The sequence below is a fragment of the Methylobacterium sp. NPDC097929 genome, from assembly GCF_049543375.1.
Classification (GTDB): domain Bacteria; phylum Pseudomonadota; class Alphaproteobacteria; order Rhizobiales; family Beijerinckiaceae; genus Methylobacterium.
Genome location: NZ_JBMVEP010000011.1, coordinates 70,530 through 96,756, shown reverse-complemented (window position 1 = coordinate 96,756; position 26,227 = coordinate 70,530). Strand labels below are relative to the sequence as shown.

General features: G+C 71.4%; 27 protein-coding genes. 12 read left to right on the top strand and 15 right to left on the bottom strand.

Going from position 1 to position 26,227, the window contains the following annotated elements; all coding sequences use genetic code 11:
- Window positions 1–236 precede the first annotated feature (236 nt).
- From ACPCJR_RS21080 to ACPCJR_RS21070, 3 genes are all read right to left on the bottom strand, one after another.
- Entirely contained in the window at window positions 237–1,004 is a 768-nt protein-coding gene (locus ACPCJR_RS21080; RefSeq protein WP_110351355.1) for a Bax inhibitor-1/YccA family protein, read from the bottom strand.
- A 217-nt stretch (window positions 1,005–1,221) separates the two neighbouring features.
- On the bottom strand, window positions 1,222–3,810 hold the full coding sequence (locus tag ACPCJR_RS21075) for an ABC transporter permease (RefSeq protein ID WP_391514780.1): 2,589 nt from the start codon (window positions 3,808–3,810) through the stop codon (window positions 1,222–1,224).
- 173 nt (window positions 3,811–3,983) lie between these two features.
- Window positions 3,984–4,295 carry a metalloregulator ArsR/SmtB family transcription factor gene (locus ACPCJR_RS21070; RefSeq protein WP_110351357.1) on the bottom strand — a complete coding sequence of 104 codons (312 nt, stop codon included), beginning with the start codon at window positions 4,293–4,295 and terminating at the stop codon, window positions 3,984–3,986.
- Between the two features lie 96 nt (window positions 4,296–4,391).
- Between ACPCJR_RS21070 and ACPCJR_RS21065 the strand changes: the two genes are divergently transcribed.
- Window positions 4,392–5,300: an acyl-CoA desaturase gene (locus ACPCJR_RS21065; RefSeq protein ID WP_391514778.1), complete on the top strand. Its 909-nt coding sequence runs from the start codon at window positions 4,392–4,394 to the stop codon at window positions 5,298–5,300.
- Window positions 5,301–5,395: 95 nt separating this feature from the next.
- On the opposite strand, the gene ACPCJR_RS21060 is transcribed toward ACPCJR_RS21065, so the two are convergent.
- Window positions 5,396–6,853, bottom strand: coding sequence for a sensor histidine kinase (locus ACPCJR_RS21060; RefSeq protein WP_391514776.1), 1,458 nt, complete (start codon window positions 6,851–6,853; stop codon window positions 5,396–5,398).
- 199 nt (window positions 6,854–7,052) lie between these two features.
- Here ACPCJR_RS21060 and ACPCJR_RS21055 point away from each other — a divergent pair, with 199 nt between their 5' ends.
- From ACPCJR_RS21055 to ACPCJR_RS21025, 7 genes are all read left to right on the top strand, one after another.
- Entirely contained in the window at window positions 7,053–7,802 is a 750-nt protein-coding gene (locus tag ACPCJR_RS21055) for a pyridoxine 5'-phosphate synthase (RefSeq protein WP_391514774.1), read from the top strand.
- On the top strand, window positions 7,799–8,209 hold the full coding sequence (gene acpS / locus ACPCJR_RS21050; RefSeq protein WP_391514772.1) for a holo-ACP synthase: 411 nt from the start codon (window positions 7,799–7,801) through the stop codon (window positions 8,207–8,209). Before ACPCJR_RS21055 ends, acpS begins: the two co-directional genes overlap by 4 nt.
- A 128-nt stretch (window positions 8,210–8,337) precedes the next feature.
- Window positions 8,338–9,144, top strand: coding sequence for a signal peptidase I (gene lepB / locus ACPCJR_RS21045; protein ID WP_391514770.1), 807 nt, complete (start codon window positions 8,338–8,340; stop codon window positions 9,142–9,144).
- A gap of 61 nt (window positions 9,145–9,205) precedes the next feature.
- The gene (gene rnc / locus ACPCJR_RS21040) at window positions 9,206–9,976 is read left to right on the top strand and encodes a ribonuclease III (protein WP_391514769.1); all 771 of its coding nucleotides are present in this window, start codon (window positions 9,206–9,208) and stop codon (window positions 9,974–9,976) included.
- A gap of 5 nt (window positions 9,977–9,981) precedes the next feature.
- Complete coding sequence (gene era, locus ACPCJR_RS21035; RefSeq protein WP_391514767.1) at window positions 9,982–10,926, top strand: GTPase Era; 945 nt, start codon at window positions 9,982–9,984, stop codon at window positions 10,924–10,926.
- A 194-nt stretch (window positions 10,927–11,120) separates the two neighbouring features.
- The gene (locus ACPCJR_RS21030; RefSeq protein WP_391514765.1) at window positions 11,121–12,047 is read left to right on the top strand and encodes a class I SAM-dependent methyltransferase; all 927 of its coding nucleotides are present in this window, start codon (window positions 11,121–11,123) and stop codon (window positions 12,045–12,047) included.
- Entirely contained in the window at window positions 12,044–12,775 is a 732-nt protein-coding gene (locus tag ACPCJR_RS21025; protein ID WP_391514763.1) for a pseudouridine synthase, read from the top strand. The genes ACPCJR_RS21030 and ACPCJR_RS21025 overlap by 4 nt, the downstream gene beginning before the upstream one ends.
- Here ACPCJR_RS21025 and ACPCJR_RS21020 read toward each other — a convergent pair whose 3' ends face one another.
- A complete protein-coding gene (locus ACPCJR_RS21020; RefSeq protein WP_391514762.1) occupies window positions 12,776–13,363 on the bottom strand; it encodes a hypothetical protein in 588 nt (195 codons plus the stop codon). It lies immediately after the preceding gene.
- A 67-nt stretch (window positions 13,364–13,430) separates the two neighbouring features.
- Between ACPCJR_RS21020 and ACPCJR_RS21015 the strand changes: the two genes are divergently transcribed.
- Window positions 13,431–13,793: a hypothetical protein gene (locus tag ACPCJR_RS21015; RefSeq protein ID WP_391514760.1), complete on the top strand. Its 363-nt coding sequence runs from the start codon at window positions 13,431–13,433 to the stop codon at window positions 13,791–13,793.
- Window positions 13,794–13,914: 121 nt separating this feature from the next.
- On the opposite strand, the gene ACPCJR_RS21010 is transcribed toward ACPCJR_RS21015, so the two are convergent.
- Entirely contained in the window at window positions 13,915–14,628 is a 714-nt protein-coding gene (locus ACPCJR_RS21010) for a Pr6Pr family membrane protein (protein ID WP_391514759.1), read from the bottom strand.
- A 23-nt stretch (window positions 14,629–14,651) separates the two neighbouring features.
- On the opposite strand from ACPCJR_RS21010, the gene ACPCJR_RS21005 reads away from it, so the two are divergent.
- Together ACPCJR_RS21005 and ACPCJR_RS21000 are read left to right on the top strand one after the other, a co-directional pair.
- On the top strand, window positions 14,652–15,443 hold the full coding sequence (locus ACPCJR_RS21005; protein ID WP_391514757.1) for a hypothetical protein: 792 nt from the start codon (window positions 14,652–14,654) through the stop codon (window positions 15,441–15,443).
- Between the two features lie 186 nt (window positions 15,444–15,629).
- Window positions 15,630–15,929 (top strand): hypothetical protein, encoded by a 300-nt coding sequence (locus tag ACPCJR_RS21000; protein ID WP_391514756.1) that lies wholly within the window; start codon window positions 15,630–15,632, stop codon window positions 15,927–15,929.
- Between the two features lie 12 nt (window positions 15,930–15,941).
- Here ACPCJR_RS21000 and ACPCJR_RS20995 read toward each other — a convergent pair whose 3' ends face one another.
- From ACPCJR_RS20995 to ACPCJR_RS20980, 4 genes are all read right to left on the bottom strand, one after another.
- On the bottom strand, window positions 15,942–17,516 hold the full coding sequence (locus ACPCJR_RS20995) for a UdgX family uracil-DNA binding protein (RefSeq protein WP_391514754.1): 1,575 nt from the start codon (window positions 17,514–17,516) through the stop codon (window positions 15,942–15,944).
- Window positions 17,516–18,727, bottom strand: a complete 1,212-nt coding sequence (locus ACPCJR_RS20990; protein ID WP_391514878.1) for a putative DNA modification/repair radical SAM protein — start codon at window positions 18,725–18,727, stop codon at window positions 17,516–17,518. The genes ACPCJR_RS20995 and ACPCJR_RS20990 overlap by 1 nt, the downstream gene beginning before the upstream one ends.
- A 232-nt stretch (window positions 18,728–18,959) precedes the next feature.
- The gene (locus ACPCJR_RS20985; protein WP_391514752.1) at window positions 18,960–19,391 is read right to left on the bottom strand and encodes an OsmC family protein; all 432 of its coding nucleotides are present in this window, start codon (window positions 19,389–19,391) and stop codon (window positions 18,960–18,962) included.
- A gap of 84 nt (window positions 19,392–19,475) precedes the next feature.
- Window positions 19,476–20,078, bottom strand: a complete 603-nt coding sequence (locus tag ACPCJR_RS20980) for a RecX family transcriptional regulator (protein ID WP_391514750.1) — start codon at window positions 20,076–20,078, stop codon at window positions 19,476–19,478.
- A gap of 95 nt (window positions 20,079–20,173) precedes the next feature.
- Here ACPCJR_RS20980 and ACPCJR_RS20975 point away from each other — a divergent pair, with 95 nt between their 5' ends.
- Window positions 20,174–21,583, top strand: a complete 1,410-nt coding sequence (locus ACPCJR_RS20975; RefSeq protein WP_391514749.1) for a TAXI family TRAP transporter solute-binding subunit — start codon at window positions 20,174–20,176, stop codon at window positions 21,581–21,583.
- Between the two features lies 1 nt (window position 21,584).
- Here the strand turns inward: ACPCJR_RS20975 and gorA are convergent, their stop codons facing one another.
- The 5 genes from gorA to ACPCJR_RS20950 all read right to left on the bottom strand — a co-directional run bounded on the left by gorA (window position 21,585) and on the right by ACPCJR_RS20950 (window position 26,201).
- Window positions 21,585–22,985: a glutathione-disulfide reductase gene (gorA, locus tag ACPCJR_RS20970; RefSeq protein WP_391514747.1), complete on the bottom strand. Its 1,401-nt coding sequence runs from the start codon at window positions 22,983–22,985 to the stop codon at window positions 21,585–21,587.
- Complete coding sequence (locus ACPCJR_RS20965; protein ID WP_391514877.1) at window positions 22,982–24,130, bottom strand: O-antigen ligase family protein; 1,149 nt, start codon at window positions 24,128–24,130, stop codon at window positions 22,982–22,984. Before ACPCJR_RS20965 ends, gorA begins: the two co-directional genes overlap by 4 nt.
- A gap of 71 nt (window positions 24,131–24,201) precedes the next feature.
- Window positions 24,202–24,780 carry a DUF2059 domain-containing protein gene (locus ACPCJR_RS20960; protein ID WP_391514746.1) on the bottom strand — a complete coding sequence of 193 codons (579 nt, stop codon included), beginning with the start codon at window positions 24,778–24,780 and terminating at the stop codon, window positions 24,202–24,204.
- A gap of 41 nt (window positions 24,781–24,821) precedes the next feature.
- Window positions 24,822–25,532, bottom strand: a complete 711-nt coding sequence (rpiA, locus tag ACPCJR_RS20955; RefSeq protein WP_391514745.1) for a ribose-5-phosphate isomerase RpiA — start codon at window positions 25,530–25,532, stop codon at window positions 24,822–24,824.
- Between the two features lie 162 nt (window positions 25,533–25,694).
- The gene (locus tag ACPCJR_RS20950) at window positions 25,695–26,201 is read right to left on the bottom strand and encodes a hypothetical protein (protein ID WP_391514743.1); all 507 of its coding nucleotides are present in this window, start codon (window positions 26,199–26,201) and stop codon (window positions 25,695–25,697) included.
- Window positions 26,202–26,227: the final 26 nt, after the last annotated feature.

Here is a 26,227-nt window from a genome sequence, read left to right as displayed (position 1 = left end):
CGTTCGTTAGCCCTGGTGTCCCATCGTCATCGCGAACGTGAGCGCAGTGATGACGGGGGTTGGTCGACTTCGATGCGATCAAACGGGGACGCGATGAACGAGCCGGCCTGCAGGAATGCAGTGCCGGCTTTTTCGTGCCTCGCTTTGATCGTTGGAGCCGAATGCCATCCGGACACGAAAAAGCCCCGGCCTTTCGGCCGGGGCTCCTCGGTTTCAGGCCCTGTCGACTGGGCTGCTTAGCGGCGGTCGCCCAGCAGCTGCATCAGGAACTGGAACATGTTGATGAAGTCCAGGTACAGCGTCAGGGCGCCGTTGATGGACATCTTGGCAGCACCCTCGGCGTCGAGGCCGCTGTAGAGGAACATCTCCTTGAGCTTCTGCGTGTCGTAGGCGGTCAGGCCGGCGAAGATCAGCACGCCGAGCACCGAGATCGCGAACTGCAGCGCGGAGGAAGCCAGGAAGAGGTTCACCAGCGACGCGATGATGATGCCGATCAGGCCCATGATCAGGAACGAGCCCATGCCCGACAGGCTACGCTTGGTCGTGTAGCCGTAGAGGCTCAGCGCTCCGAAGGTCGCCGCCGTGATGAAGAACACCCGCACCACGCTGGCACCCGTGAACACGAGCATCAGCGAGGACATCGAGGCGCCCATCACCGCCGCGAAGGCCCAGAACATCGTGCGCGCGGACGAGGCCGACATGCGGTCCATCCGGAACGAGAACACGAAGATGAAGGCCAGCGGCGCCAGCATCAGCACCCACTTGAACGGGCTGGCGTACAGGAACTGACCGGTCGGCGTCAGGAGCGGCCTGGAGCCCTGATAGCCGGCGACGGCGATCGCGTTGAGGCCGAGCGCGACGAGACCCGAGATCCCGAGGCCGACCACCATGTTGTTGTAGACGCCCAGCATGAAGCTGCGCAGGCCCTGGTCGACTTCGACCTGAGAGCCGGCGTACCCCTGCGGCTGGGCGCCGTAGCGGAACGGGCTGTTGTCGAATGCCATGAAAGTTTCCCTTGGAACCTCTCGGCGTGGGCTTGTGTCGAGGTCCACGCATGCCCCTGGCGCGTCAAACGCGCCTCACGGCCGAATATGTTCGCTGAAACTGCCATAAACAAGTGGGCCTTGACCTAAGGGCCACGTTTTCAAGCCACCCGGATGCCGAAGATTTTGATGATTTTTTGGGGATGAAAATCGACCTCAAAACGTGAAGAGCATTCTGTCAGAACTGGCGCAGATAGGAAGCCGGCTTCTGTCCGAGGATGCGCCAGGTGCCGGCGAGGCCGACCACCACCGCGAACACGACCGCGAAGGCCGCCACCGCCAGCGCTCCGGCAGGATCGGGTGAGAAATCGAGGCGCATGACCCGGGAGACGATCACCCAGGCCGCGAGCGAGCCGGCGACGATGCCGAACAAGGCGGTGGCGAATCCGAGCGCGCCGTATTCGAGGGCGTAGGCCGCCAGCAGCCGCGCCCGCGTGGCGCCGAGCACCTTCAGCACCACCGCGTCGTAGAGCCGGGCCCGGTGGCCGGCGGCGAGCGCCCCGGCGAGCACGAGCAGGCTCGCGACCACCGCCACGACGCTGGCGCCGCGGATCGCCAGGACGAGCTTGTGGACGAGGTCGTTGACCGCCTCCAGCGCGTCCTTCACCCGCACGCTGGTGACCGAGGGGAAGGCCTTGGCCGCGTCGCGCACCACTTCGGCCTCCAGCTTCGGATCGGGTCCGTTGGGCAGCGTCAGCGTGGCCAGATCTGCGTGCGGCGCGCCGCGGAAGGTGCCCGGCGAGAACACCATGACGAAGTTGATGCCGAGCGAGCGCCACTCGATCTTGCGCAGGTTGGCGATGCGGGCCGAGATCGAGCGCCCGAGCACGTTGACGGTGACCGTGCTGCCGACCTTGAGGCCGAGCCCGCGCGCCAGCTCGACATCGAACGAGACCAGCGGCTGGCGGCCCTCCTCCGCGCTCCACCACGCGCCCTCGACGATCTTCGATCCGTCCGGCGGCGTCTCGGCGTAGGTGATGCCCCGGTCGCCGTCGAGCACCCAGGCGGCGTCCTCCGGCGGCTTGATCTGCCCGGCCGGCACGCCGTCCAGCGCGGTGATGCGGCCGCGCATCATCGGCACGCGCTCGATCTTGGCGTCGGGGGCGTGCGCGCCGAGGAAGGCCGAGAAGGCGTCGGCGTCCCGCGAGGGCACGTCGAGGAAGAACAGGCTCGGGGCGCGATCGGGCAGGGAGCTTTCCAGGGCGCGGGTGATGTTGGCGTCGATCGCGCTCAGGGTCACCAGCAGCGTGGTGCCGAGGCCGAGCGAGAGCACCACCGCGGGCGTCAGCGCGCCCGGACGGTGGAGGTTGGCCAGCGCCATGCGCGGCACCATCGCCTTCGGCCGCTTGAGGCGGGCGGCCAGCGCCATCAGCCCCGACGCGATGAGCCGCAGGCCGCCGAAGGCCAGGGCGGCGGCGGCCATGAAGATCAGCGCCACCTTCCGGTCGAAGGCGGTGAAGAGGGCGAGGCCCGCCAGCGCCAGCAGCGCCCCGGCGAGCACGGCGAGGTAGCGCCAGCGCGGCCGGCGCCCGGAGGGATCGACCGTGTCGCGGAACAGACCCGCCACCGGCACGTCGTGGGCGCGGCCGAGCGGCAGGATCGCGAAGGCCAGCGCCGTCAGCAGGCCGTAGGCGGCGGCGAGCGCGAGCCGGGCCGGCGCGATCTCGGGATTGAGCGGCAGGGGAAGCTGGTCGCGCAGCACGGCATCGAGCAGGAACGGCAGGCCCGCGCCGACGGCGAGGCCGAGCACGGTGCTGAGGGCCGCGATCAGCATGACCTGGATCAGGTAGAGCACGACCACCTGCGAGCCCGGCGCGCCGACGCTCTTGAGGGTGGCGATGGAATCCTGCTTGCCGTCCACGAAGGCGCGCACGGCGTTGGCGACGCCGACGCCGCCGACGATGAGCGCGGTGAGCCCCACCAGCGTCAGGAACTGGGTGAAGCGCTCGATGCCCTTGGCGAAGCGCGGGTCGGCGTTGTCGCGCGAGCGCATCTCGAAGCCGGCCTCGGGCAGGGCCTTCTGGACCGCCGCGGTGACGGCGGCGAGACGCGCGTCGTCGGCGCCGGGCAGTTGCAGGCGGTAGCTGAAGCGGTTCAGGCTTCCCGGCTGGATCAGCCCGGTGGCGCGCAGGGCGTCCAGCGAGACGAGCAGGCGCGGCCCGAAGCCGATGCCGGAGCCGATCCGGTCGGGCTCGGAGACGAGAGCCGCACGGATCTCGACGGGAAAGCCGCCCAGCGTCACCCGGTCGCCGGGCTTCAGCCCGAGCCGGGTCAGCAGGGCCGGGTCCGCCACCGCGCCGAAGATCCCGCCCCGCTCGGCGATCAGGTCCTGCACCGGGGCTTGCGGCTCGGTCTCGGCCGCGCCGACCGCGGGGTAGGAGCCGTCGACGGCCTTCAGCTCGACGAGCGCCGCTCCGCCGTCGCCCGCCACCGCCATGGCGCGCAGGCTCGCGACCTCGGAGACGGGCGCCTGCCCGTCGAGCACGGCCCGCTCGGCCGGCGTCGCCTCGCGGTTGATCAGGCTGTAGGTGATGTCGCCGCCGAGAATCCGCCGCCCCTCGCGCCCGAGCCCGCCGGAGAGCGAGGCGGCGATGGAGGTGACGCCGCTGATCGCCGCGACCCCGAGCGCGATGCAGGCGATGAACACCCGGAAGCCCGAGAGCCCCCCGCGCAATTCGCGAAAGGCAAGCCGGAGCGTGAGCGGCAGACGGGAGGCCGGGACCGGCCGGGAGGGCGGGGAATCCGCCCCGGGGAGCGTGCCGTGCATGTGCGCTCGTTCTTCTCGTCGCCGACCGGGTCGGCCCGGCTCAATCTGGGCATTGGCGCCCCTACCGCAACGGTCCGCACCGCCGCACGAGGCTTCAGCCGTCGCATCCCCGGGCGTTCGGCGCGAAATCGCCACCGGACTCCGTGCGGGACCGGCGGCCGCCGCGGCACGGTTCAGGTCTTGGAGCGGCGGGCGCGGGCGGCGCTCTCGCGCCGGAGCGGGCGGCCGATGGGGCAGGCTTCCTGCACGAAGCCGTTGAGGGTGTTCACGAGGCTCTCCGGCACCTGCCGGTAGAACACGAACTGGCCGCGCTTCTCGCTGGTGACGAGCCCGGCGGCCTCCAGCACCGAGAGGTGCTGCGAGATGGAGGCGCGGGTCATGTCGAAGCGCGCGGCGATATCCCCCGCGCTCATCTCGCCGTGGGCGAGGATGGCGAGGATGCGCCGCCGGGCGGCGGAGGCGAGAGCTTCGAAGATGCGCTGCATGATGGGCCGAACGAGATGTAGCGAAGGCGCGGGCGCTTGACCATCCGGCGTTTCGGTATTTAGGTTATTGCCTAAATACCGAAACGGAGGCGTCCCGTGACCAACCCAGTGAGCTGCCTATCGACGGAACGGGTGATCGCGGGGCCGGCCGTCTCGGCGACCGAGGGGCGCGTGAGGTGGGCGCCGGCCCGCTCTCTCTGGATCGGCGGGATGACGCTGGCGGCCCTCGGCCTGGGACCGGTCTTCGTCACGCCGGGCGCGGTGCTCCTGTTCCTCGCCACCAGCGCGGTGACGCTCTGCCTCGGCCACTCGATCGGCCTGCACCGGCTCCTGATCCACCGCAGCTTCGAAGCGCCGCTCTGGCTCGAACGGCTGCTGGTCTGGCTCGGCACCCTGGTCGGGATGGCGGGGCCGCTCGGAATGGTCCGGCTGCACGACATGCGCGACTGGGCACAGCGGCAGGCGGCCTGCCACGATCTGCATGCGCACCGGGCCCCGCCCCTGAAGGATGCGTGGTGGCAGATGCATTGCCGGCTGGAACTGGACCGCCCGCCGCGCTTCCTCCCCGAGGCGCGGCTGCGGGACGATCCCTTCCTGCGCTGGCTGGAGGCGACCTGGATGCTGCAGCAGGTGCCGCTCGGCGTCGCGTTCTTCCTCGTCGGCGGGATGCCGTGGCTGGTCTGGGGCGTCGCGGTGCGGGTCGCGGTCTCGGTGACGGGGCACTGGCTGGTCGGGCACGTCACGCATCGCAGCGGTCCCCAGGGCTGGGCGATCGACGGGGTCGCGGTGCAGGGGCACGACCTGCCGGCGGCGGCGCTCATCACCTTCGGCGAGGCGTGGCACGGCAACCATCACGCTTGGCCGGGCTCGGCACGGCTCGGCGTCGAGCCGGGGCAGGCCGATCCGGGTTGGTGGGTGCTGACAGGCCTGCGGCGGCTGGGATGGGTCTGGAACCTGCGCGAGCCGGAGGATCTGGCCCCGCGCGCGGGGCTGCGGCGGGTGTGAGCCCGCGCGCCGCCTGAGCGAAGCCCGAATCCGCCATTCCGAAACGACCGATCGGATTCGCTATGAAACGGCGACCGTCGGCGGGAGCCCGTCGATCAGGTGCCCGGCAAGAGCACGCCGTTCCCGTGCGGTGCGGGTGCCGGCAGGGTCAGGGGAAGCTCGATCGTCACCCGCGTGCCGACATCCTCCTCGCTCTCGAGGGCGATCTGTCCGCCCAGCGTCGAGACCACGAGATTGTAGACGATGTGCAGGCCGAGCCCGGTGCTACCCTTGTCCCGTCCGGTGGTGAAGAACGGGTCGAAGATGCGCGGGAGGTTCTCCCGCGGCACGCCCGTCCCGTCGTCCTGGACGACGATCCTGACCCCCGCCTCGCCGAGTTGCGTCACGTCGATGGCGAGCCGCCCCGCGCGTCCCTCGGGAAAGGCGTGGATCATGGCGTTGAGCGCGAGGTTGCTGACGACCTGCGCCAGAGCCCCCGGATGCGAGTCGAGGACGATGCCGTCGGCGCAAGCGAGCCGGACCTCGTGCCCCTTGCGCCGCATGACCGGCTCGAGCGTGCTCAGCAATTCGGCGAACCACGGCCGGAGTTCGAAGCGGCGGCGGTCCTCCGTCGCCTGATCGACCGCGACCTGTTTGAAGTTGTGAACGAGGTCGGCGGCGCGCTGCAAGTTGGCGACGATCAGGGTCGCGCCCTCGCCGAGCCGATCGACGCTCTGCGTCAGTTGCGAACGGCGGATCTGCCCCGAGGCGGCGCTGCGGCGCAGCTGCGCGAGGGTGTGGTCGAACGCGGTCGAGGTCGTCAGCGCCAGTCCGATGGGGGTGTTGATCTCGTGCGCGACGCCCGCCACGAGCTGGCCCAGGGCGGCGACCTTCTCGGCCTGGACCAGATGCGCCTGGGCGGAGCGCAGGTCCGACAAGGCCTTCTCCGAGCGCTCCTTCTCCGCCTGCAGCGCCTGGGCCGTCCGGAATTGCCGCCGCGCGCGGAATTCGCGCGCGGCCACCCCGTAGAGCGAGAGCGCGTAGGCCGCGCCGATCTCGGCATTGTTCACCAGGGCCAAGCCGGGATTCTCGTGCGTCGCGATCGTCTCGAACAGGGCAAAGCAGGTCCAGGTCAGGACGGCGAACACGGCGAACGAGGTCACCCGCAGGGGCAGGAGCGTCGAGACGAACAGGATCACGATGATCAGGCCCGCAGCGCCGTGATCGAAGCTCGGCCTCAGGAAGACGTAGATCAGGCTGAGCACGCAGCCCGGGACGACGCAGTAGACGAGATAGATCTGCTCCGCGAAAGGCCGGGCGCCCGGCCGCGTGAGCAGGAGGGTCGCCGGCAGCAGGACCAGGAGGGCGACCGCGAGCCGGAGCGCGGTGGCCACGGCCCAGGCGTCCGGGCTCAGAATCCAGTCCATGGCCGAGAAGGAGCAGTAGACGAAGGCGCCCAGCACCATCGCGGCCTGCGTGCGGCCGAGATCGTGAAGCGTGAAGCTCCGGACGAAGGAGCGTTCCTCGTCCGGGTCGTCGAAGCGAAGGCCGAGCTGAATCAGCAGCTTGTGCATCGCGCGAACGCTACACGCCGAGACGGATTCGGGCGATGTGAAACGCGCGCTTCCACCCCGCTCTCCACGCCTCTCGCGCTCCGGCCGGCCCGGACCCGTCTCCGGACCCGTCTCAGGACCCGTCTCAGGACCCTTCCAAGCTCCCGCGACAGCCGCTACACCGTCGGCCCTCCACTCGGCGAAGGATCGGAAGCAAGCCGTGTCGTCCATGCGCCTGGGCGTGAACATCGATCACGTCGCCACCGTCCGCAACGCCCGCGGCGGGCTCTCGCCCGATCCCGTGCGCGCCGCCCGCGAGGCCGTGGCGGCGGGCGCCGACGGCATCACCGCGCACCTGCGCGAGGACCGCCGCCACATCCGCGACGCCGACATCGCGGCGCTCCGGGAGCTGCCGGTGCCGCTCAATCTGGAGATGGCGGCGACCGACGAGATGGTCGCCATCGCGCTCGCCACCCGGCCGCATGCCGCCTGCCTCGTGCCGGAGAAGCGCGAGGAGCGCACCACCGAGGGCGGCCTCGACATCGTCACGGGCCGCGCGCATCTGGCGCCGCGCATCGCCACCCTGGCGGAGGCCGGCATCCGCGTCTCGCTGTTCGTCGAGCCCGACGAGGCGGTGATGGAGGCAGCAAAGGCCCTCGGCGCGCCCGTGGTGGAGCTGCACACCGGCTCCTATTGCGAGGCGGTGATCGAGGGCGATCCGGCCCGGGTCGCGCACGAGCTCGACCGGATCGTGCGCGCGGCTGCCCACGGGGCCGGGCTCGGCCTGGAGATCCATGCCGGTCACGGCCTCACCGTCGAGAGCGTCGGGCCGGTGGCGGCGCTGCCGCAGATCCGCGAACTCAATATCGGCCACGCTCTGATCGCCGAGGCGATCTTCGTCGGCCTGCGGCAGGCGGTGCACGACATGCGCGCGGCCATGGACCGGGCCCGGCGGCAGGCCGAACCATGATCCTCGGGATCGGCACCGACCTCTGCGACATCCGCCGCATCGAGTCCTCGCTGGAGCGATTCGGCGAGCGCTTCACCCACCGCGTCTTCACGGACGGGGAACGGGCCAAATGCGACCGGCGCGCCGCCCGGGCCCCGTCCTACGCCCGGCGATTCGCCGCCAAGGAGGCCTGCGCCAAGGCACTCGGCACCGGCATCGGCCAGGGCGTGTTCTGGCGGGACATGGAGGTGGTCAACCTGCCCGGCGGCCGACCCACCCTACAGCTGAGCGGAGGTGCGCGGGAGCACCTGGCACGCATGGTCCCGGCGGGACACGAGGCCCGCCTCCACATCACGCTGACGGACGAACCCCCTCTGGCGCAGGCCTTCGTGATCATCGAGGCCGTGCCGGTTTCAAAGGCAGCATAGGTTTAAGCCGGCTCATCCTCCGCGTTGCGGGCGGGCCCGGCTTAGTCTAGACCCGCCGCCCAGCAGGACAGCCCACCAGCCAACAGGAAGCGGCTGCCGAGACGGCGGGGCCGGAGGCTGCATCACTCATGGATACGGGGCACGCGCGCGTGGATCGCGAGGGCAAGACGGAGATCCGGCCAGTCGAGCCCGGGACCTGGGCCAGCATCCGGGAAACCGTGAAGGTCGGCGTCCAGGCGCTGCTGATCGCACTGGTGGTGCGCACGCTGCTGTTTCAGCCGTTCAACATTCCGTCGGGATCGCTGATCCCCACCCTGCTGATCGGCGACTACCTGTTCGTCTCGAAATACACCTACGGCTACTCGAAATATTCGCTGCCCCTCTCCGAGTACCTGCCCTTCCAAGCGAAGGGCCGGGTCTGGGCCGCCGAGCCGAAGCGCGGCGACATCGCCGTGTTCAAGCTGCCGAAGGACAACGCGACCGATTACATCAAGCGCGTGATCGGCTTGCCCGGCGACAAGATCCAGGTGGTCGAGGGCGTGCTCAACATCAACGGCAAGCCGGTCAAGCGCGAGCGCATCGCCGATTACGAGACCCTGGACGCCTTCGACCAGACCGTGAAGGTCGCGCAGTACAACGAGACCTTGCCGGGCGGCGTCACGCACCGGGTGATCGAGCGCGACGGCGACCGCGGCTTCTGGGACAACACCGAGGTCTACACGGTGCCCGCGGGCCACTACTTCATGATGGGCGACAACCGCGACAACTCAACCGATTCGCGCGATCTGGCCAGCGTCGGCTACGTGCCCTTCGAGAACTTCGTCGGCCGCGCCGAGATGATCTTCTTCTCGATCGACGAGCGCACCCCCGCCTGGCAGATCTGGCGCTGGCCGGCGGATGTTCGCTGGAGCCGCATCTTCTCGACGATCCACTGATCCTGACGACGGACGTGTCGGCGACAGGACGATCCGCCGCCGCCCCGTGGGGCGGTCGGCGATGAGCGAGGACGGCGAAGGCGCCGGGCGCTCCAGCCGTGCCCGGCGCGCGCACCGTCCCCGGCCGAGCCTCGACGTACTGGAGGCGCGCATCGGCCACAGCTTTGCCGATCCGGCCCTTCTGCCCCTGGCGCTGACCCATGTGAGCAAGGCCGGCGCCTCGGGCCGCGTCGGCAGCTACCAGCGGCTGGAATTCCTGGGCGACCGCGTGCTCGGGCTCGCGGTCGCCGAGACGCTCTACCGGGCCATGCCGGGCGCGGAAGAGGGTGAGCTCTCCCGCCGGCTCGCCGGCCTCGTGCGGCGCGAGACCTGCGCGGCGGTGGCCGAGAGCTGGGAGGTCGGGCCCCATCTCAATCTCGGCCCCGGCGAGATCCAGACCGGCGGGCGGCGCAACCAGACCATCCTGGCCGATGTCTGCGAGGCGATCCTCGGCGCGGTCTTCCTCGATGCCGGCTACGAGGCGACGCGCGCGATCGTGCAGCGCGCCTTCCGCCCCGGCGAGGAAACCGCCGCGCCGCGCGGGCGCGACGCGAAATCGGCCTTGCAGGAATGGGCGATGGCGCGCAGCCTCGCGATCCCGCTCTACGAGGTGGTGGAGCGCTCGGGCCCCGATCACGCCCCGGTCTTCCGGATCGCGGTGCGGGTCGAGGGCATCGAGCCGGGCTACGGCGAGGGTGCCTCGAAGCGGGTGGCCGAGCAGGAAGCGGCGCGCGCCGTGCTGGCCCGCGAGGGCATCGGCGGAACGCAGGGACAGGATGGATCGATTGGTTGAGTCACATGGCTGAACACGAGGACGGCGAGGGCGGCGCCCCACAGGAAGCACGCGAGGAGACGCGCGCGGGCTTCGTCGCGCTCATCGGCGTGCCGAATGCGGGCAAGTCGACCCTCCTGAACGCGCTCGTCGGCGCCAAGGTCTCGATCGTCTCGCGCAAGGTGCAGACGACCCGGGCGCTGGTGCGCGGCATCGTCATGGAGGACGCGGCGCAGGTGGTGCTGGTGGACACGCCCGGCATCTTCGCCCCCAAGCGCCGCCTCGACCGGGCGATGGTGCATTCCGCCTGGAGCGGCGCCTCGGATGCCGACGCGGTCTGCCTGCTGGTCGATGCCCGAAAAGGGGCCGACGAGGAAGTCGAGACGATCCTGCGCCGCCTGCCGGACGTGAAGCGGCCCAAGATCCTGATCCTCAACAAGATCGACCTCATCGCCCGCGAGCGCCTGCTCGAACTCGTGGCCAAGCTCAACGCCGCGGTGCCGTTCGAGGACACCTTCCTGATCTCGGCCTTGAAGGGCGATGGCATCGCCGACCTGCGCAAGGCGCTGGCCCGGCGGATGCCGCCCGGCCCCTGGCTCTACCCGGAGGATCAGATCTCCGATGCGCCGCTGCGGATGCTGGCCGCCGAGATCACCCGGGAGAAGATCTACGACCGGCTGCACGAGGAGCTGCCCTACCGCTCCACCGTCGAGACCGATCAGTGGCAGGTGCGGCCCGACGGCTCCGTGCGCATCGAGCAGACGATCTTCGTCGAGCGCGAGAGCCAGCGCTCGATCGTGCTGGGCAAGGGCGGCCAGACCATCAAGGCGATCGGCCAGGCGGCCCGCATCGAGATCGCTGAAGCCGCCGAGTCCAAGGTGCACCTGTTCCTGCACGTGAAGGTGCGCGAGAACTGGGCCGACGATCCCGCCCGCTACCGCGAGATGGGCCTCGAATTCCCGACCGGCTGACCTCTCTTTCTCGCCATCCAATCCCCGACCTCATCCTGAGGTGCCGACGCGAAGCGACGGCCTCGAAGGGTCCTCCAGATCCCGCGCGGTTGCTGGAACACCCTTCGAGGCCCGCTCACGCGGGCGCCTCAGGATGAGGATCAGGATGGGATGAACCCCTTGCGGCGACGGCCACAGCCTGAACACCTAGCCCCATGCCCCACACCGTTCCCGATCTGCGGGCCGTCCTCTACGGCCTTCCGCCGGCCGATCTCGCCGCTGTGCCCGAGGGCGCCGCCCAGGTCTCGCCGCTGATCCCCGGCTCGGCGCGGCTGGAGGATGCGGCCGAGGCGAGCCTGGAGGCCGCCGTGCTGCTGGCGCCGCCGGGCACGATGGAGCGGCGCTACGCCCTGGCCCTGGCGATCCGCGCCCTGCGGCCCGGGGCTCGGCTCGTAGCCCTGGCCCCGAAGGACAAGGGCGGCTCGCGGCTCGCCAAGGAACTGCGCGGCTTCGGCCTCGCGGTGAGCGACGAGGCGCGCCGCCACCACCGCATCTGCACGGCCACGCGGCCCGAAGCGCCCCAGGGCATCGAGCCCGCGATCTCGGGGGGCGCGCCGCGCCACATCGACAACCTCGCCCTCTGCACCCAGCCCGGCATCTTCTCCTGGGACCGGCTCGATCCGGGCAGCGCCCTGCTGCTGCGCCACCTGCCGACCCTGTCGGGACGCGGGGCCGATCTCGGCTGCGGCCTCGGCATCCTGGCGCGCGCGGTGCTGAAATCCGAGAAGGTCGCGGCGCTGGCGCTGGTCGACATCGACCGCCGCGCCATCGAGATGGCCCGGCGCAATGTCGACGAGGCGCGGGCCAGCGTCCACTGGGCCGACCTGCGCGGGTCAGAGCCGGCCCTGTCGGGCCTCGACTTCGTCGTCACCAACCCGCCCTTCCACGACGGCGGCGCGGAGGATCAGGCCCTGGGCCGCACCTTCATCGCCCGCGCGGCCGCCGCCCTGCGGCCGGGCGGGACGCTGCTCCTCGTGGCCAACGCCCATCTGCCCTACGAGGCGCCCCTGCGCGCGGCCTTCCGCACCGTCACGCCGACCGCCGCGGAAGGGGGCTACAAGCTGTTCGAGGCGCGCAAGTGAAGGCGCTCCGTCTCGACCGGCTTCTGGCCAATCTCGGCTACGGCTCGCGCCGCGAGGTCGAGGGGCTGGCCCGGGCCGGCCTCGTGCGCCTCGACGGGCAGAGCCTGCGCGACGCCTCGCAGCGCATCCCCCTCGATCCCGATCTGCCGGGGCGGATGACGGTGCAGGGAGAGGCGCTCGACCCGCTGCCGGGCGTCTGCCTGATGCTGCACAAGCCGCTCGGCGTCACCTGCTCCCACAAGGAGGCGGGACCGCTGGTCTACGGGCTGCTGCCCGAGCGCTGGCGGCGGCGCGATCCGGCGCTCTCGACCGTCGGACGCCTCGACAAGGAGACCTCGGGCCTCCTGCTCATGACCGACGACGGCGCCCTGCTGCACCGGATCATCTCGCCCAAGGCCAAGGTGTCCAAGCGCTACCGGGTGACCCTGGCCCGCCCGCTCCAGGGCGACGAGGCGGCGATCCTGGCCTCCGGCGAGCTGATGCTGGAGGGCGAGGACCGGCCGCTCCTGCCCGTCGGGATGGAGACCGAGGACGCGACCCGCTGCACGGTGACGCTGCACGAGGGCCGCTACCATCAGGTCCGGCGCATGTTCGCCGCCCTGGGCAACCACGTCGACGCGCTCCACCGCGACCGGGTCGGCGGCCTTGCTCTGCCGGCGGATCTGGAGGCGGGCGGTGTTCGGGTGCTCGGGCCGGGCGAGATCGCGACGGTGTTCGCCGCCGGCTGATCAGGGCGCGCGGCATTCCATGGCGGCCGTCGCCTCGACCACGCTGAGGGCTCGGCGCCGAACCTCCAGGGAGACTTTCGGACTGTCGGCGACGGCCGCCGCCTCGCGTCTCAGCCTCGCGTCGCAGGCGCAGGAGCTGTATCCGCTCGTCTCGTAACAGGCATCGTGGCGCATGCAGGCCGCGTCGAGAGCATCGGTCGCGGGCAGCCCCTCCCCGCGCTGGCCCTTCCCGCAATAATTCCCGTGGAACAGATCCCGGCCGGCGAGGACGTTGCCGAGGTCGCCGCGCGGCGGTGCCGGCGCCTCGGCCTGCCCGCTCGGGTTGAGATCGTTGGCGGGGCCTCCCGCTCTCGATCCCGACCCGCGCAGGGCCTTCGGGATGCCGGAGCTTCCCCCGGGCTCGTTCAGCGCTTCGCCCGCACGGGTGTTCGGCTCGGACAGGTCCGGCAGCGGGGGCGGCGGCCCCGGACGCGGCTCATCCGCCTCGCTCGTCGCGGCCGGCGGCTCCTCCACGACGCTCTGCGCCGACAGAGCCTGCGGATGGGCCAGAAAGATCAACCCGAGCAGCAGGGCGGGCAAGGGTTTCATCGTGTCCCCTCTGAAATGCGGACCGATCAACCTTGAGCTTGGACTTTTCGTTCCCGAAGCGCCGCCCGTGACGACGCCTCCGGCGGCGGGCTTCACCGCGGCACGCAGATCGGATGCAACGGTTGAAGACCGGACGACGTTCTGGCCTTCGACCCGGATCGACCGGGCCTTTTGGGAGCAGATCATGCTGGTACGTTTTGGGCTGGGCGCCGTGCTGACCGTGATGGCCGGGAGTGCCGCGTTCGCCGCTCCCATGTCGGACGAGGACAAGGCGGTCCTCCAGCAGCAATGCGCCGGTGATTTCACGACCTTCTGCGCCGGCCTTCCGCCGGAGGACGGGCCCGAGACGCAGGCCTGCTTCCAGAAGAACATGTCGCAGCTGTCTCCCGGCTGCCAGAGCGCGATCAAGGCCTACAAGAAGAAGGGCTGACGACAGGGGCGAGAGGCGGCTCCCGACGCGCGTCCGATCGACGGTCGGCGGGATCCGATCCCTGCCGACCGGGCCTGCCGGTCCCTCCGCTCAGCGCGTGCGGCGCGCCGCCGATCGCCCGCTACGAGCGGGCCGCGCGGCGGCGGGCTCCCACGGCCAGCAGGCGATCGAGAGCCACCATCGCCCAGCCGACCGCGAGGAAGGCCACCGCGATCGCGCCGGCATAGGCCGCGACGGGTCCCCAGCCGATCTTGCCCACGTCGAGGAACGGGTAGGGATAGCGCGCATCGTAGGCGCCCCGGATCAGGGTGTAGCCGAGATAGGCGAGCGGGTAGGCGGCGAAGAGCAGCGGGTCGCGCGGCGAGAGGCGGCCCTTCGGCACTAGGGCGAGCCAGAACAGCGGCACCAGCACCGGCAGCGCCTGATGCAGGAGGATGTCGCCGACGAGGTCGCCGCCGCGCAGTTCCCGCACCCGGTAGAGGAGCAGCCGCTGGACGAGGCCGACCAGCAGCGTCGCCAGGGCCGCCCCGGCGACGAGCCGGGGGCGGGCCAGCGCCGGCAGGCCCAGCGCGATCCCGCCGAACAGGACCGCGACGACGAGCCCGGTCAGGTTCGTGAAGTAGGCGACCATGATCCAGATCGCGAGCGGCGCCGAACCGGTGCGGCCGAACACGCCGGTGAAGCCGGCACCGACGCCGATGGCGGCGCAGAGCGCGATCAGGGCGGCGGCGAGGCGGACGGATCGAGCGTTCATCGCGAAGGGGCAGGTCTCGGCAGCGGAGCGCTCGGTTTGGCGCGAGATCGCGACCATGGCGTGACGCGCCTTGACAGGCATCGGCCCGTGCCGGAGGCCGGGCCGTGCTGATCGACCTCCTCCATCTCCTGACCACGCCCGCGCCGCGCCCCCAACGCCGGCTCGGCTACCTGCGCGACAGCATCTGGCTGCTGTCGCGGGCGCGCCGCTGCCGAGCCGCCTGGGCGCCGCATCTCGAAGCGAGCCGGGCGACCATGCGCGCGGCCATCGCGGCGACGGCGGTGCGCGACACCGCCGTGGTTCTGGGCTCGGGCAACCTCGACGACGTGCCCCTCGATTGTCTCGCGAAAGCCTTCCGGCGGGTGGTGCTGGTCGATGCCGTACATCTGCGGCCCGCCCTGCGCCGGATGCGGATCTACGCCAATGTCGAGCCGCTGACGGCGGATCTGAGCGGCGCGATGGCCCTGCTGACGGGACAGGCGCCCGACCTCGACCCGCGGCTGCCCCCCGTCTGCGCCGCGCCCGAGACCGGCCTCGTGATCTCGGCCAACCTCCTGTCGCAATTGCCGATCCGGCCGGTCGAACGCCTCGAGGCGTCGCGGCGGCCGGTCGGTCCGTGGACGCGAGAGGACGGCGACGCCTTCGGCCGGCGGATCGTCGAGGGGCATCTCGCGGCGCTCGCCGGGCTCTCGGCCCGGATCTGCCTCGTCACCGATCTCGACGAGACCGAGGAGGACCGGCAGGGCCGGGTGCATGCGCATCACGACCTGCTCTACGGCGTCCGGCTGCGGACGCCCGAGCGGGCCTGGAGCTGGGAACTCGCCCCCTTCGGCGAGACGGCGCGCCAGCGCCGCCTGATCCACCGCGTCGCCGGCTTTTCGCACTGGCGGCCGTAAGCGGGTCGGCACGTCGAGCGCGCGACAAATCTCAGCGGAAAATAAGAAGTCGCTCCCCGGAGCCCGCCTGTTCCGCAGAACAGGGAGGTTTATCTGACGACATCATTCCACTCATCACGATCATTCGTGACGATCGCGAATGACTTACGGTACAATCAGAAAACAAACTCGGGAGGTTTTTGCACGATGCGCCGCTTCTTCGCCCCGCTTCTCGCCTTGCTGCTCCTGTCGGGCGCCGCGCAGGCCCTGTCGATGACGGATACGCTGGAGGCGTGGCGGCAGAGTGCGGCCATGGACCGGCTCCAGCTGGCGAGCCGCTTCGGCAAGTCCTTCGTCTCGGTCAACGAGAGCTTCACCGCGGGCTACTTCGTCAAATGCATCGACGAGGTGGCCGGCTACCCGAACGCGCAGAAGGCCAAGATCGAGGATGCGGTCCGCGAATGCGTCGCCTCGCAGCTGCGCGCGAGCGGGCAATCGGCGGAATAGCGTCCCGCCGCCTCACGCCGCCAGGGCGTTCGCCCGCCGCAGATCCTCGACGAAGGCTTGGTAGGCCATCGCCTTGGCCTCCTCGTCGGGAAGGCGCAGCAGGTAGGAGGGATGGACCGTGATGAAGCCCTCGAAACCCTTGTGAAAGTCGGCCGGGCCGCGGGCGCGGGTGATCGGGATCTGCTTGCCCGTGAGCGCCAGAACCGCGGTCGCGCCGAGCGCCACCACGAGCCGCGGGCCGACGAAGTCGAGTTCCCGGTCGAGCCACCAGCGGTAATGGCTCACCTCGCCCGCCGTCGGCTTCTCGTGGATGCGGCGCTTGCCGCGAAGCGTGAACTTGAAATGCTTGACCGCATTCGTGAGGTAGGCCTCGCGCCGGTCGATGCCCGCCTCTTCCAGCGCCCGGGAGAGCAACTGTCCCGCCGGCCCGACGAAGGGGCGGCCCTGCCGGTCCTCCTGATCGCCCGGCTGCTCGCCGACGAAGGCGATGCGCGCGCCGACCGGCCCCTCGCCGAGCACCGCCTGGGTCGCCCCCGGCACCAGCGGCTCAGAGCGGGCGATGACCGCGTTCAGGGCCTCGAGCGAGTCCGGCTCGTCCTGGGCCATCCTTGCCACGGCGCGGACGGGATCGCGCTTCACCGGCATGGTCGGTTCCTTCTCGATCATCGCCTGCGCGCGGGCGCTCGCGGCCCGCACCAGGGCGGGAATCGCCGCCGTCTCGGGCATGTTCCGCCAGTACTTGCGGGGCATCTCGGCGCGCATGGCGTCGAGGTTGAGCCGGGCCGGGTTGAAGGTGCTCTCGTAATAGTCGCGCCAGCCCGCCTCGAAGCCGTCGCCCTCCGGCACGTCCTCGCGCCGGCCCGGCGGGCCGAAGGTGAGCGCGCCGTCCCAATGCGCCGAGCCCTCCGGCGTGAGGATCGACCACGTCAGCGCGCGGAAGCGGTCCACGAAGAACGGCGCGGCCGCCCCCAGGATGTGATGGTCGGGCTCGAACCACGCCACGAAGCGCTCAGGCCCCTCCCCCGGCACCCGGCGGAAGCGCAGGAAGGCGTGCATCTTGTGCAGGTCGCGTCCGATCGCCTTGCGCATCCGGTGAAGGCGGTGGACGAGGGGGTCGCTGGCAACCTCCATCAGGGCGCGCTCGCCCTGCATGACGCGCCAGAGGAGGGCGTAGAGCAGGCCGTAGCGCTCGGGATCGCGGTGGGGCACCACCATCGGGATCATCTCGGTCACCGCGCGGGGCAGCGCCAGCGGCGGGGCCTCCGCGAGAGCCGTATCGGTCCCGAACAGGCTCGGGGCTTCCGTCTGCCAGACGATGGTTTCTGGGGGCGCGTTCGCGGCGATGAGACGGCGGGCCGCCGCGCGGAAACCGGCGAGGTCCGCGCCCGGAGCGAGGCTGACGACGTGGATGCCACCACCGCCGAAATCCCCTCCCCCTTCTGCGGGAGAGGGTGGCCCCTGCGTCAGCAGGGGGCGGGAGCGGGGAGCGCCGGTTCCGGAGCGTGCGGAGCCGGCCCCTCTCCCGCCCGCTCCGCGGGCCCCCTCCCCCGCGGAGGGGGGAGGGTCGAGGTGCGCGAGCGCCTTCATCAGAACAGGCTCAACTGTTCCGCCGGCTCGGCGAGCTTCGCCCGCAGGTCGAGCCGGTCGGTCAGGGTGGTCGGCCGGAAATCCTCGGCGATCAGGAAGGGGCGGGCGCGCTTGAGCCCGGAGGTCAGCCGGGCCACGTCGTCGAGGCGCAGGCGCCCGTGGCGGCGCGCCTTGACGATCGCATCGACCGCCCGCGCCCCCAACCCCGGCACCCGCAACAGCATTTCCCGCTCGGCGCGGTTCACGTCGACGGGGAAGCGGTGGCGGTTCTTCAGGGCCCAGGCGAGCTTGGGGTCGATGTCGAGGGAGAACATGCCGTCCTCGGCCGCCCCGGCCACGTCGTCGGGCGAGAACTCGTAGTACCGGATCAGCCAGTCGGCCTGATAGAGCCGGTGCTCCCGGCGCAGGGGCGGCGCCTGCGGCGGCAGGCTGGCGGAGGCGTCGGGGATCGGGCTGAAGCCGGAGTAGTAGACCCGCTTGAGGCCGTAGCTGCCGTAGAGCAGCGCAGACTTGCGGATCAGCGCCTCGTCGGTGGTGGCGTCCGCCCCCACGATCACCTGCGTCGATTGCCCCGCGGGTGAGAAGCGGCGGCGCTCCTCCTTGGCCTGGACGATGCGCTCGCCGATCTGGCCCATCGCGCTCTCGATGGCCGCGCCGTCCTTCTCCGGCGCGAGATGGGCGAGGCTCGCCTCGGTCGGCAACTCGATGTTGATGGAGAGCCGGTCGGCGTAGAGGCCCGCTTCCTCGATCAGCCAGGGGCTCGCCTCGGGGATCGACTTGAGATGGATATAACCGCGAAAGCCGTGCTCGCGCCGGAGCTTCTTGGCCACGCGGGTCAGCATCTCCATCGTGTAATCGGGCGAGCGGATGATGCCCGAGGAGAGGAACAATCCCTCGATGTAATTGCGCTTGTAGAACTCGACCGTGAGCGTCACGACCTCTTCGACGGAGAAGCGCGCCCGGGCCACGTTCGAGGAGCGCCGGTTCACGCAATAGGCGCAGTCGAACAGGCAGTAGTTGGTCAGCAGGATCTTCAGCAGCGAGACGCAGCGCCCGTCCGGCGTGTAGGCGTGGCAGATTCCCGCCCCCGTGGTCGAGCCGAGCCCATCCGCGCCGGCCTTGCGCTTGGGCGCACCGGAGGACGCGCAGGAGGCGTCGTATTTGGCGGCATCCGCGAGGATGCGCAGCTTGCGCGCGAGCTTCTCGTCCATCGAACGGAAGATGAACACACGCGCGCCGGGATCAATGCGGCGCGTTGGCTTGCGCACCGGGAAAGCGACAGGTCGGATGGCGCCTCTCCGCCCTCACGAGGCGGAGCCGAGGCAATCCGGCGCACCGTCCTCTCCGGACCGGGCGCGGCTTCTGGAACGCTTCGCTTGCGCTCGCAGCGACGGAGGAGACCGGCCTGCAAGCCGGTCTCCGCCGAAACGAGGCGGCTCGGCCTCAGCCCTGGGCGAGCGTCTTGTCGAGCGTGATCTCGGCGTTGAGCACCTTCGAGATCGGGCAACCCTTCTCGGCGTTGCCGGCCAGCTCGTCGAACTTGGCCTGGTCGATCCCCGGGATCACGGCCTTCAGGGTGAGGGCCGACTTGGTGACCTTGAAGCCGTCGTCGTCCTGAACCAGCGTGACGACCGCCTTGGTGTCGAGGGAGGTCGCGGTGAGCCCGGCGGACTGGAGCTGGAAGGCCAGCGCCATGGTGAAACAGCTGGCATGGGCCGCCGCGATCAGCTCTTCCGGGTTGGTGCCCGGCTCGTTCTCGAAGCGGGTGTTGAAGCCGTAGGGGTTGTTCGAGAGCACGCCCGACTGGGTCGTGATCTGGCCCTTGCCGGTCTTGCCGTCGCCTTCCCAGTGGGCGCTCGCGTGGCGGTCGGTCATGCCTGTCGTCCTCGTCATCGGCGGAGGATGCTCCGCGTCGGGCGCGAGGTGGGGCGACGGGCGAGCAAGTCGAGGGGGTTACCCTCAACTTTCGTCAAAGGATGTCTCGTCCGCGTCCCCGTCACGGTCGATCACATTTCTGGCAAGGGCGTAGGAGAAGCCCGCCCGCGCCATGGCGGCGAGATCGCGCTCGCGGTGGAGGGGGCGGGCCTCGGGACGGCGGTAGGGCCCCAGCCGACGGCGACGGGCATAGGCCCAGGCCGCCTTGGCCTCGGTGTCGGCCGCGCCGTCCTCCGTCCCGGTCGCCTCCCCTTCCTCGTCGGCGAGCGCCGCCGCGATCGTGCCGGCGTCGATCCCCTTGGCGGCGAGCCGGGCCTGGGCCTGCCGGGTCGAGGTGCCGCGCCGCCTCAGGCCCCGCAAGCGAGCGGCGGCGAAGCGGGCATCGTCCACGAGGCCGGCGCGCTGGGTGCGGGCGACCGTCTCCTCGATCAGCCCGGCATGCTCGGCCGGATCCTCCTCGCGCGAGCGGCAGCGGCGCTGGACGCGGCGGGCGAGCACCCGGCGCAGCATCTCGGACGAGGCGCCGTAGCGGTCGAGATAATGCACGGCCACCCGCTCCAGCCATGCGGCGGTGACCGGCGGTTCGGGCCTTGCTTCGCGGGTGGGTGAACCGGTGCGCACGATCATCCGTTCTTCACGATCCGGACAGGTTTTCAATTCATGAATCTTGGATGGAGCACACGCGATTTCGAGGTCTTCGTCGCCGTCTGGCGACCGTCCTCATGAGGCGCGAATGGCTGTACGTGCTGATGGCCCTCGGCTTTGCGGCCGTGGCCGGTCTCGTCGTCGCCCTGTCGCGCCCCTCTCTGCTGACCGTGGCTGTGGGTCCGCGCGACGGCGTGGAAGCGGCCCTGATCGAGACCTATGCCCGGGCACTGAACCGCAATCACGAGGATGTGCGGCTCCAGGTCGTGCCGTTCGACGACGTGCGCGACAGCGCCGCCGCGCTCGAACAGGGCCGCGCCGACCTGGCCGTGGTGCGGCCCGACGTGAAGCTGCCGGATAACGGCCTGACGCTCGCCATCCTCCACGACGAGGCTTTGATCGTCGCGACGCCCGAGAGCACCGAGATCGAGAGCTTCTCCGATCTCTCGACCCGGCGCCTCGGCATCGTGGCGCGGCACGACGCCGACCTGCCGGTGCTGACGAGCCTGCTCGATTTCTACGACTTCAAGGCGGCCCCTGAGGCGGAGGCGCTCGGCAGCGGCGCCCTCGCGGCCGGCCGCATCGGCCTCGTGCCGCTCAAGGCCAGCGAGATCACCGCGGCGCTGGAGGCCAAGCGGGTCGATGCGGTGGCGATCATCGCCTCGCCCACCGCCAAGCCGGCGCAAGGCATGCTGCGGGCGGTCGAGGCCGCCTCGCCGGAGCGGAAGGTGACCCTCGTCAGCGTGCCGGACGGCAAGGCGATCGTGCAGCGCGTGCCGACGCTGCAGCCGGTCACGCTCGCGGCCGGCACCTTCGGCGGGCGGCCGAAGCGCCCGGAGGAGGATGTCGAGACGGTGGGCGTCTCCTACCGGCTGATGGCCCGGGGCGCGGTGAGCCGGGTCGCCGTGGCCTCGGTGGTGCAGCACCTGTTTGAGTGGCGCTCGCGGCTCGCCGCCGCCGCGCCCGTGGCGCATCAGATGAAGCCGCCGGACTACGACACCACCGTCACCGCCACGAGCGCACAGCTGCCCAACCATCCCGGCGCGGTGGACTATTTCGAGCGCGAGCAGCAGACCTTCCTCGACCGCTACGAGGACTGGATCTACCTGTTCGCCTTCTTCGGCGGCACGCTCGGCTCCGGCGTCGCGTGGCTCGGCCAGCGGCTCGCCCGCAAGCGGCGCGAGCGCATCGACGTCATCCTCGACCGCCTGCTCGACATCCTGGCCGAGGCCCGCGAGGCGCCCTCGGCCGCCGCCCTCGACGCGCTCACCCGCGAGACCGACGCGCTGATCGCCGACGTGGTGCGCCACGCGCGCGAGCGCAGCATCGATTCGCGCATGATCAGCGCGCTGATCCTCGCCATCGACGCGGTGAACGGCGCGCTGGACGACGGCCGACGGGCCTTCGAGCCGGGGGCCGACCCGGGCGCGGGCGGCCGGACCCGCACGGCGCGGCTGCTCTCGCTGAGCCTGCCCGCGGCGGAATAGACTACCCCACCCCGACCGGATGCTTCACCACGTGCGGCGTGCGCAGGGTGACCAGTTCCTCGCCGAGCGTCGGATGCACGGCGATGGTGCGGTCGAAATCGGCCTTCGTCGCGCCCATGGTGACGGCGATGCCGACCGCCTGGATGATCTCGCCCGCATCCGCCCCGAGCACGTGGACGCCGACCACCCGGTCGCTGGCGCGGTCCACCAGCAGCTTCATGATGACCCGCTCGTCGCGGCCCGAGAGCGTGGCCTTCATCGGGCGGAAGCTCGCCTTGTAGACGTCGATGGCCTCGTAGCAGCGCCGGGCCACGTCCTCGTTGTGGCCGATCACGCCGATCTCCGGCGTCGAGAACACGGCGGTGGCGATCAGACGGTGATCGACGCACCAGCGCTTGTTCCCGAACACCGTGTCGGCGAAGGCGTGGCCCTCGCGGATCGCGATGGGGGTGAGCGCCGCCCGGCCGTTCACGTCGCCGACCGCGTAGATCGAGGGCACCTTGGTGCGGGAATCCGCCTCGACGGGAATCGCCCCCCGGTCGTCGAGCGCGATGCCGACCCGCTCCAGTCCGAGCCCGGCGACGTTGGGGCGCCGGCCGGTCGCCACCAGCACGCAATCGACGACGAGGCTCTCGCCGTCGTTCAAGGTCGCGCGGATGGCGCCGCCCTCGCGCTCCAGGCGCTCGACGGTGCGCTCCAGGCGCAGGTCCATGCGCTTGGCGTAGGCCTCGCCCAGGGCCTCGGCGATCTCGGCGTCGAAGCCGCGCAGGAGGCTCTTTCCACGGTGGAGCAGCGTCGTCTTCGAGCCGAGGCCAGCGAAGACGCCCGCGAATTCCACGGCGATGTAGCCGCCGCCGACCACGAGGATGCGCTCGGGCTGGCGCTCCAGCTCGAACACACCGTTCGAATCGATGGCGAGTTCCGCGCCGGGGATCAGCGGCTCGCGCACCGGCGTCGCGCCGGTGGCGATCAGGATGGTGCGCGCACGGACCGTGCGGTCGGCCCTCACGAGGCGAACCGTGTGCGGGTCCTCGATCACCGCGCGGTCGGCCACGACCTCGACGCCGGCTCCCGCGAGGTTGCGGCCGTAGATGCCTTCGAGCCGGGTCACCTCGGCGTCGCGGGCGCGCTTCAGGGCCGCCCAGTCGAAGCGCGGGGGCTCCACGTGCCAGCCGAAGCCTTCGGCGTCCTCGAACTCGTCCCGGAAGCGGCCGGCATAGACCATCAGCTTCTTCGGCACGCAGCCGCGGATCACGCAGGTGCCGCCGACCCGGTACTCCTCGGCGAGCATCACCCGCGCGCCGTGGCCGGCGGCGATGCGCGCCGCCCGGACCCCGCCCGAGCCGCCGCCGATCACGAACAGGTCGACGTCGAAGGGCTCGCTCATCGGTGTCTCGCTCATGTCTTGTCGCCGTGCGTCGGCGGGCGCGCGAAGGAGCCCGCGCGCAGCCATGTGATGGCGGCTCCGCAGCCCGCCGTCCACCATCCCTGCCACGCCCCGTGCTCGACGAACATCACCGCCACCGCCGCCCCGCCGAGCCCGAGGGACGCGGCGAACAGGAGCCGCGGCAGGCCCGCCGCGGCCCGCAGGGCGAGGAAGGCGACGAGGGCCGCCAGCACCGCGCCGACGAGGCCGAGTTCGACCCAGATCTGGAGGAAGCTGTTGTGCGGGTGGCCGACGGCGAGCATCGCCCGCATCTCCGGCTCCAGCACCCGCGCCGCCGGCACCTCGGCGAAGCGCGCCGAGACGCCGTAGCCGGAGCCGATCCAGGGCGCCTGGGCCACCGCCGCCCCGAAGCTCTGGGCGATGGCGACGCGGGCCCGCGACGAACTCTGCGTCAGCCGGGCATGGGCGGCTTCCGGCATGAACCGGTCGAGCACGTCGCCCTCGACCGGTGCCAGGGCGAAGGCGAGGCCGAGGACGAGGGCCATCAGCCCCACGGCGGCCCGCCGTGGCAGCAGGCGCGCCGCGCCGAAGGCGGCGAGACCCGCGAGAAGCCCGAGGGCCGCCGCGCCGCTGATCGAACGCAGGATCGCGAAGGCCGCGACCGCGAGAAGGGCGAGGGCCGCGAGCCGGTGCCCCCGCAGCGCCAGGAGGGCGGCGAGCGGGCCGGCCAGCAGCAGCACGGTCAGCAGCGGGCGGTTGAACATGAACAGCGCCGCGCGCTGCCCGAGCCAGAGCTGCGGCGCGAGGCCGAGGGCGAGGCTCGCCGCCATGAAGAGGCAGGCCATCGCGAGCAGGATCGCGGCGAGCGGCAGGGCCCAGGGCGGGAGCCGCGACGGGGCGAGCCGGGCGAGGAGGGCGGCGGCAACGAGCGTCGGCAGAAATTCGCCCAGAACGCGCCCGCCCAGGGCCGGGTACGGGCTCCAGGCGAGCGAGAGGGCACACCAGCCGAGGAAGGCCAGAGCCGCGAGGCCGAGCGGCGTGCGCAGCGGAGCGAGCACTTCGCGCAAGAGGCGCTCGCGATGCCCGGCCCAGGCGCCGGCCAGGAACAGCAGGGCCGCGATGCCGACGAGGAGCGGGCTCGAGCGGTTGGCCAGCGCCATCGCCGGCGCCACCAGGGCGAGGGCGACGGCGCCGGCGGCGTTGAGGCGCGCCGCGGCGGCGCGGCCGGCGATCACTGGAGCTGGTGGCCGCGCTTGCCCATCTCGGCGCGGGTGCGGACCATGACGTATTCCGAGACCTCCTGGGTCCAGTCCTGCATCGCGCCGACCATCTCGTCGAGCATCTGCGGCTGGGTCTCGACGTAGCGCTTGCCCGCGGGCGAGCGGAAGAAGGCGACGATGTCCTTCAGCTCGGCCTCGGTCAGGCGCTTGGCGTAGATCCGCGCGGCGCTGTCGATGAGCCGCTGCTTCTGCAGGGCCATCTCCGGGTCGAGGCTCTTGAGCACCTCGTCCAGATCCTTGGCGAGGTCGGGGCGCGTCACCGCGTTCTTGCGGATCTGCTCGGCCATGGTCGGAATGATCGAGTCGAAGGAACGGGCGATGCCCGAACTCAGCATCACCTCCCGGGCGAGCGCGAGGTGGGAGGGGGTGACGTCCGGCTCGGGCGACGGGGCGGGCGGGGGAGCCGTGCCGGGCTTGGCGGTGGGCTTGGCGCCGGACGGCTGCTGGGCGGAGGCCGTCGGCACGAGGACGGCCTGGGACAACAGCGCCGCGAGAACGGGACCGCCCAGGGCGGCGAGACGGGGAAACATGCGGGAGAGGCTCCGGGGGATGAGGGGGCCGGGGGGAAGGTTCAGAGATTGCCGAGGACGCTGACCACGGCCTCGTCGCCCGAGGCTTCGGCGAGGATGGCCGCGCTGGCGATGCCGAGGAACAGGCCGTGCTCGACCACGCCCGGCACCGCCCAGAGCCGGGCCGACAGCCCTTCCGGATCGGGGATGCGGCCGAGCCGCAGGTCGAGGATGGCGTGGCCGCCATCGGTGCGCAGCGTCCCGCCGGAGGCGTCGCGTCGCAGCACGACCTCGCCCGCGCAGCCCGCCCGAGAAACGGCCGCCTCGACGGCCAGCGTGGTGGCGCGCAGGCCGAACAGGTTCACCTCGACTGGCAGCGGGAAGGCGCCCAGCGTTTCCACCCGCTTGGCGGCGTCGGCGATCACCACCATGCGGCGGCTCGCCATGGCCACGATCTTCTCGCGCAGCAGCGCGGCACCGCCGCCCTTGATCAGGCGCAGGCTGCCGTCGACCTCGTCCGCCCCGTCGATGGTGAGGTCGAGTTCGGGCATCGCGTCGAGGGTCGCGAGCCGGATGCCCTCGCGCTCGCAGGCGATGCGGGTCGCCTCGGAAGTCGGCACGCCGACCACGTCGAGCCCCGCGCGCACGCGCTCGCCCAGCAGGGTGATGAAGGCCGCCGCGGTGCTGCCCGTGCCGATGCCCAGACGCATTCCCGGCTCGACCAGGGTGAGCGCGCGTGAGGCCGCCGCCCGTCTCAGATCCGGCCCACTCACGAAACGACCTCACGAATCGGGTTCATCGGCTGCATCGCACCGTCGGATCTCTCTCGATGGGGGTGGGCAGGCCCTAGCACGGCTCCCCGCCGCGGCAAAAGCCGGCGGCGTGACGCCGCGACCGCGACCGCACCGTCGCCGCCCTTCGCGCCGGCCTCCGCCTCAGGGGCGGGTCCCCTGCGGCGGCGTGGCACTCGGTCCGGCGCGGCCCGGCGCCGGGCCGGTGGCGGCCGCCCCCGCCCCGCTGGCGGTGCCGGCCGGGGGCGGCCCGGCCTGCTCGGTGCAGACCACGAGTTCCTGGCGGATCTGCACGTAGCAGGCGCTGGTCTCGCCGGTGCGGTAATTGACCCGGTAGATCCCCGATTCGCGGGCATGGCGCGAGGCAATCAGCCCGTACTCCCCGGCCGGCTGCGGCCCGGCGCCCTCTCCGGCGGCAAAGCAGAGGGTGACGCCGACGCTGTCGTCCCGCAGGCCGTACTGGCAGGAGGTGACCTCGCCCGTGGCGCGGTCGATCCGGTAGATCCGGTTCAGGTCGACCGCGGGCGCCGCCACGAATTCGTAGGAGCCGGCGGCACGGGCCGCCTGCGGCAGGCCGGCCAATGCCGCGAGCGCCGCGCAGGCGGACAGCCGCAGGAGGGAGGAAACCGGAAGGCGCGCGTTGAGGCTCATGGGGCGGCGTTTCGTCTCTTGCGGGG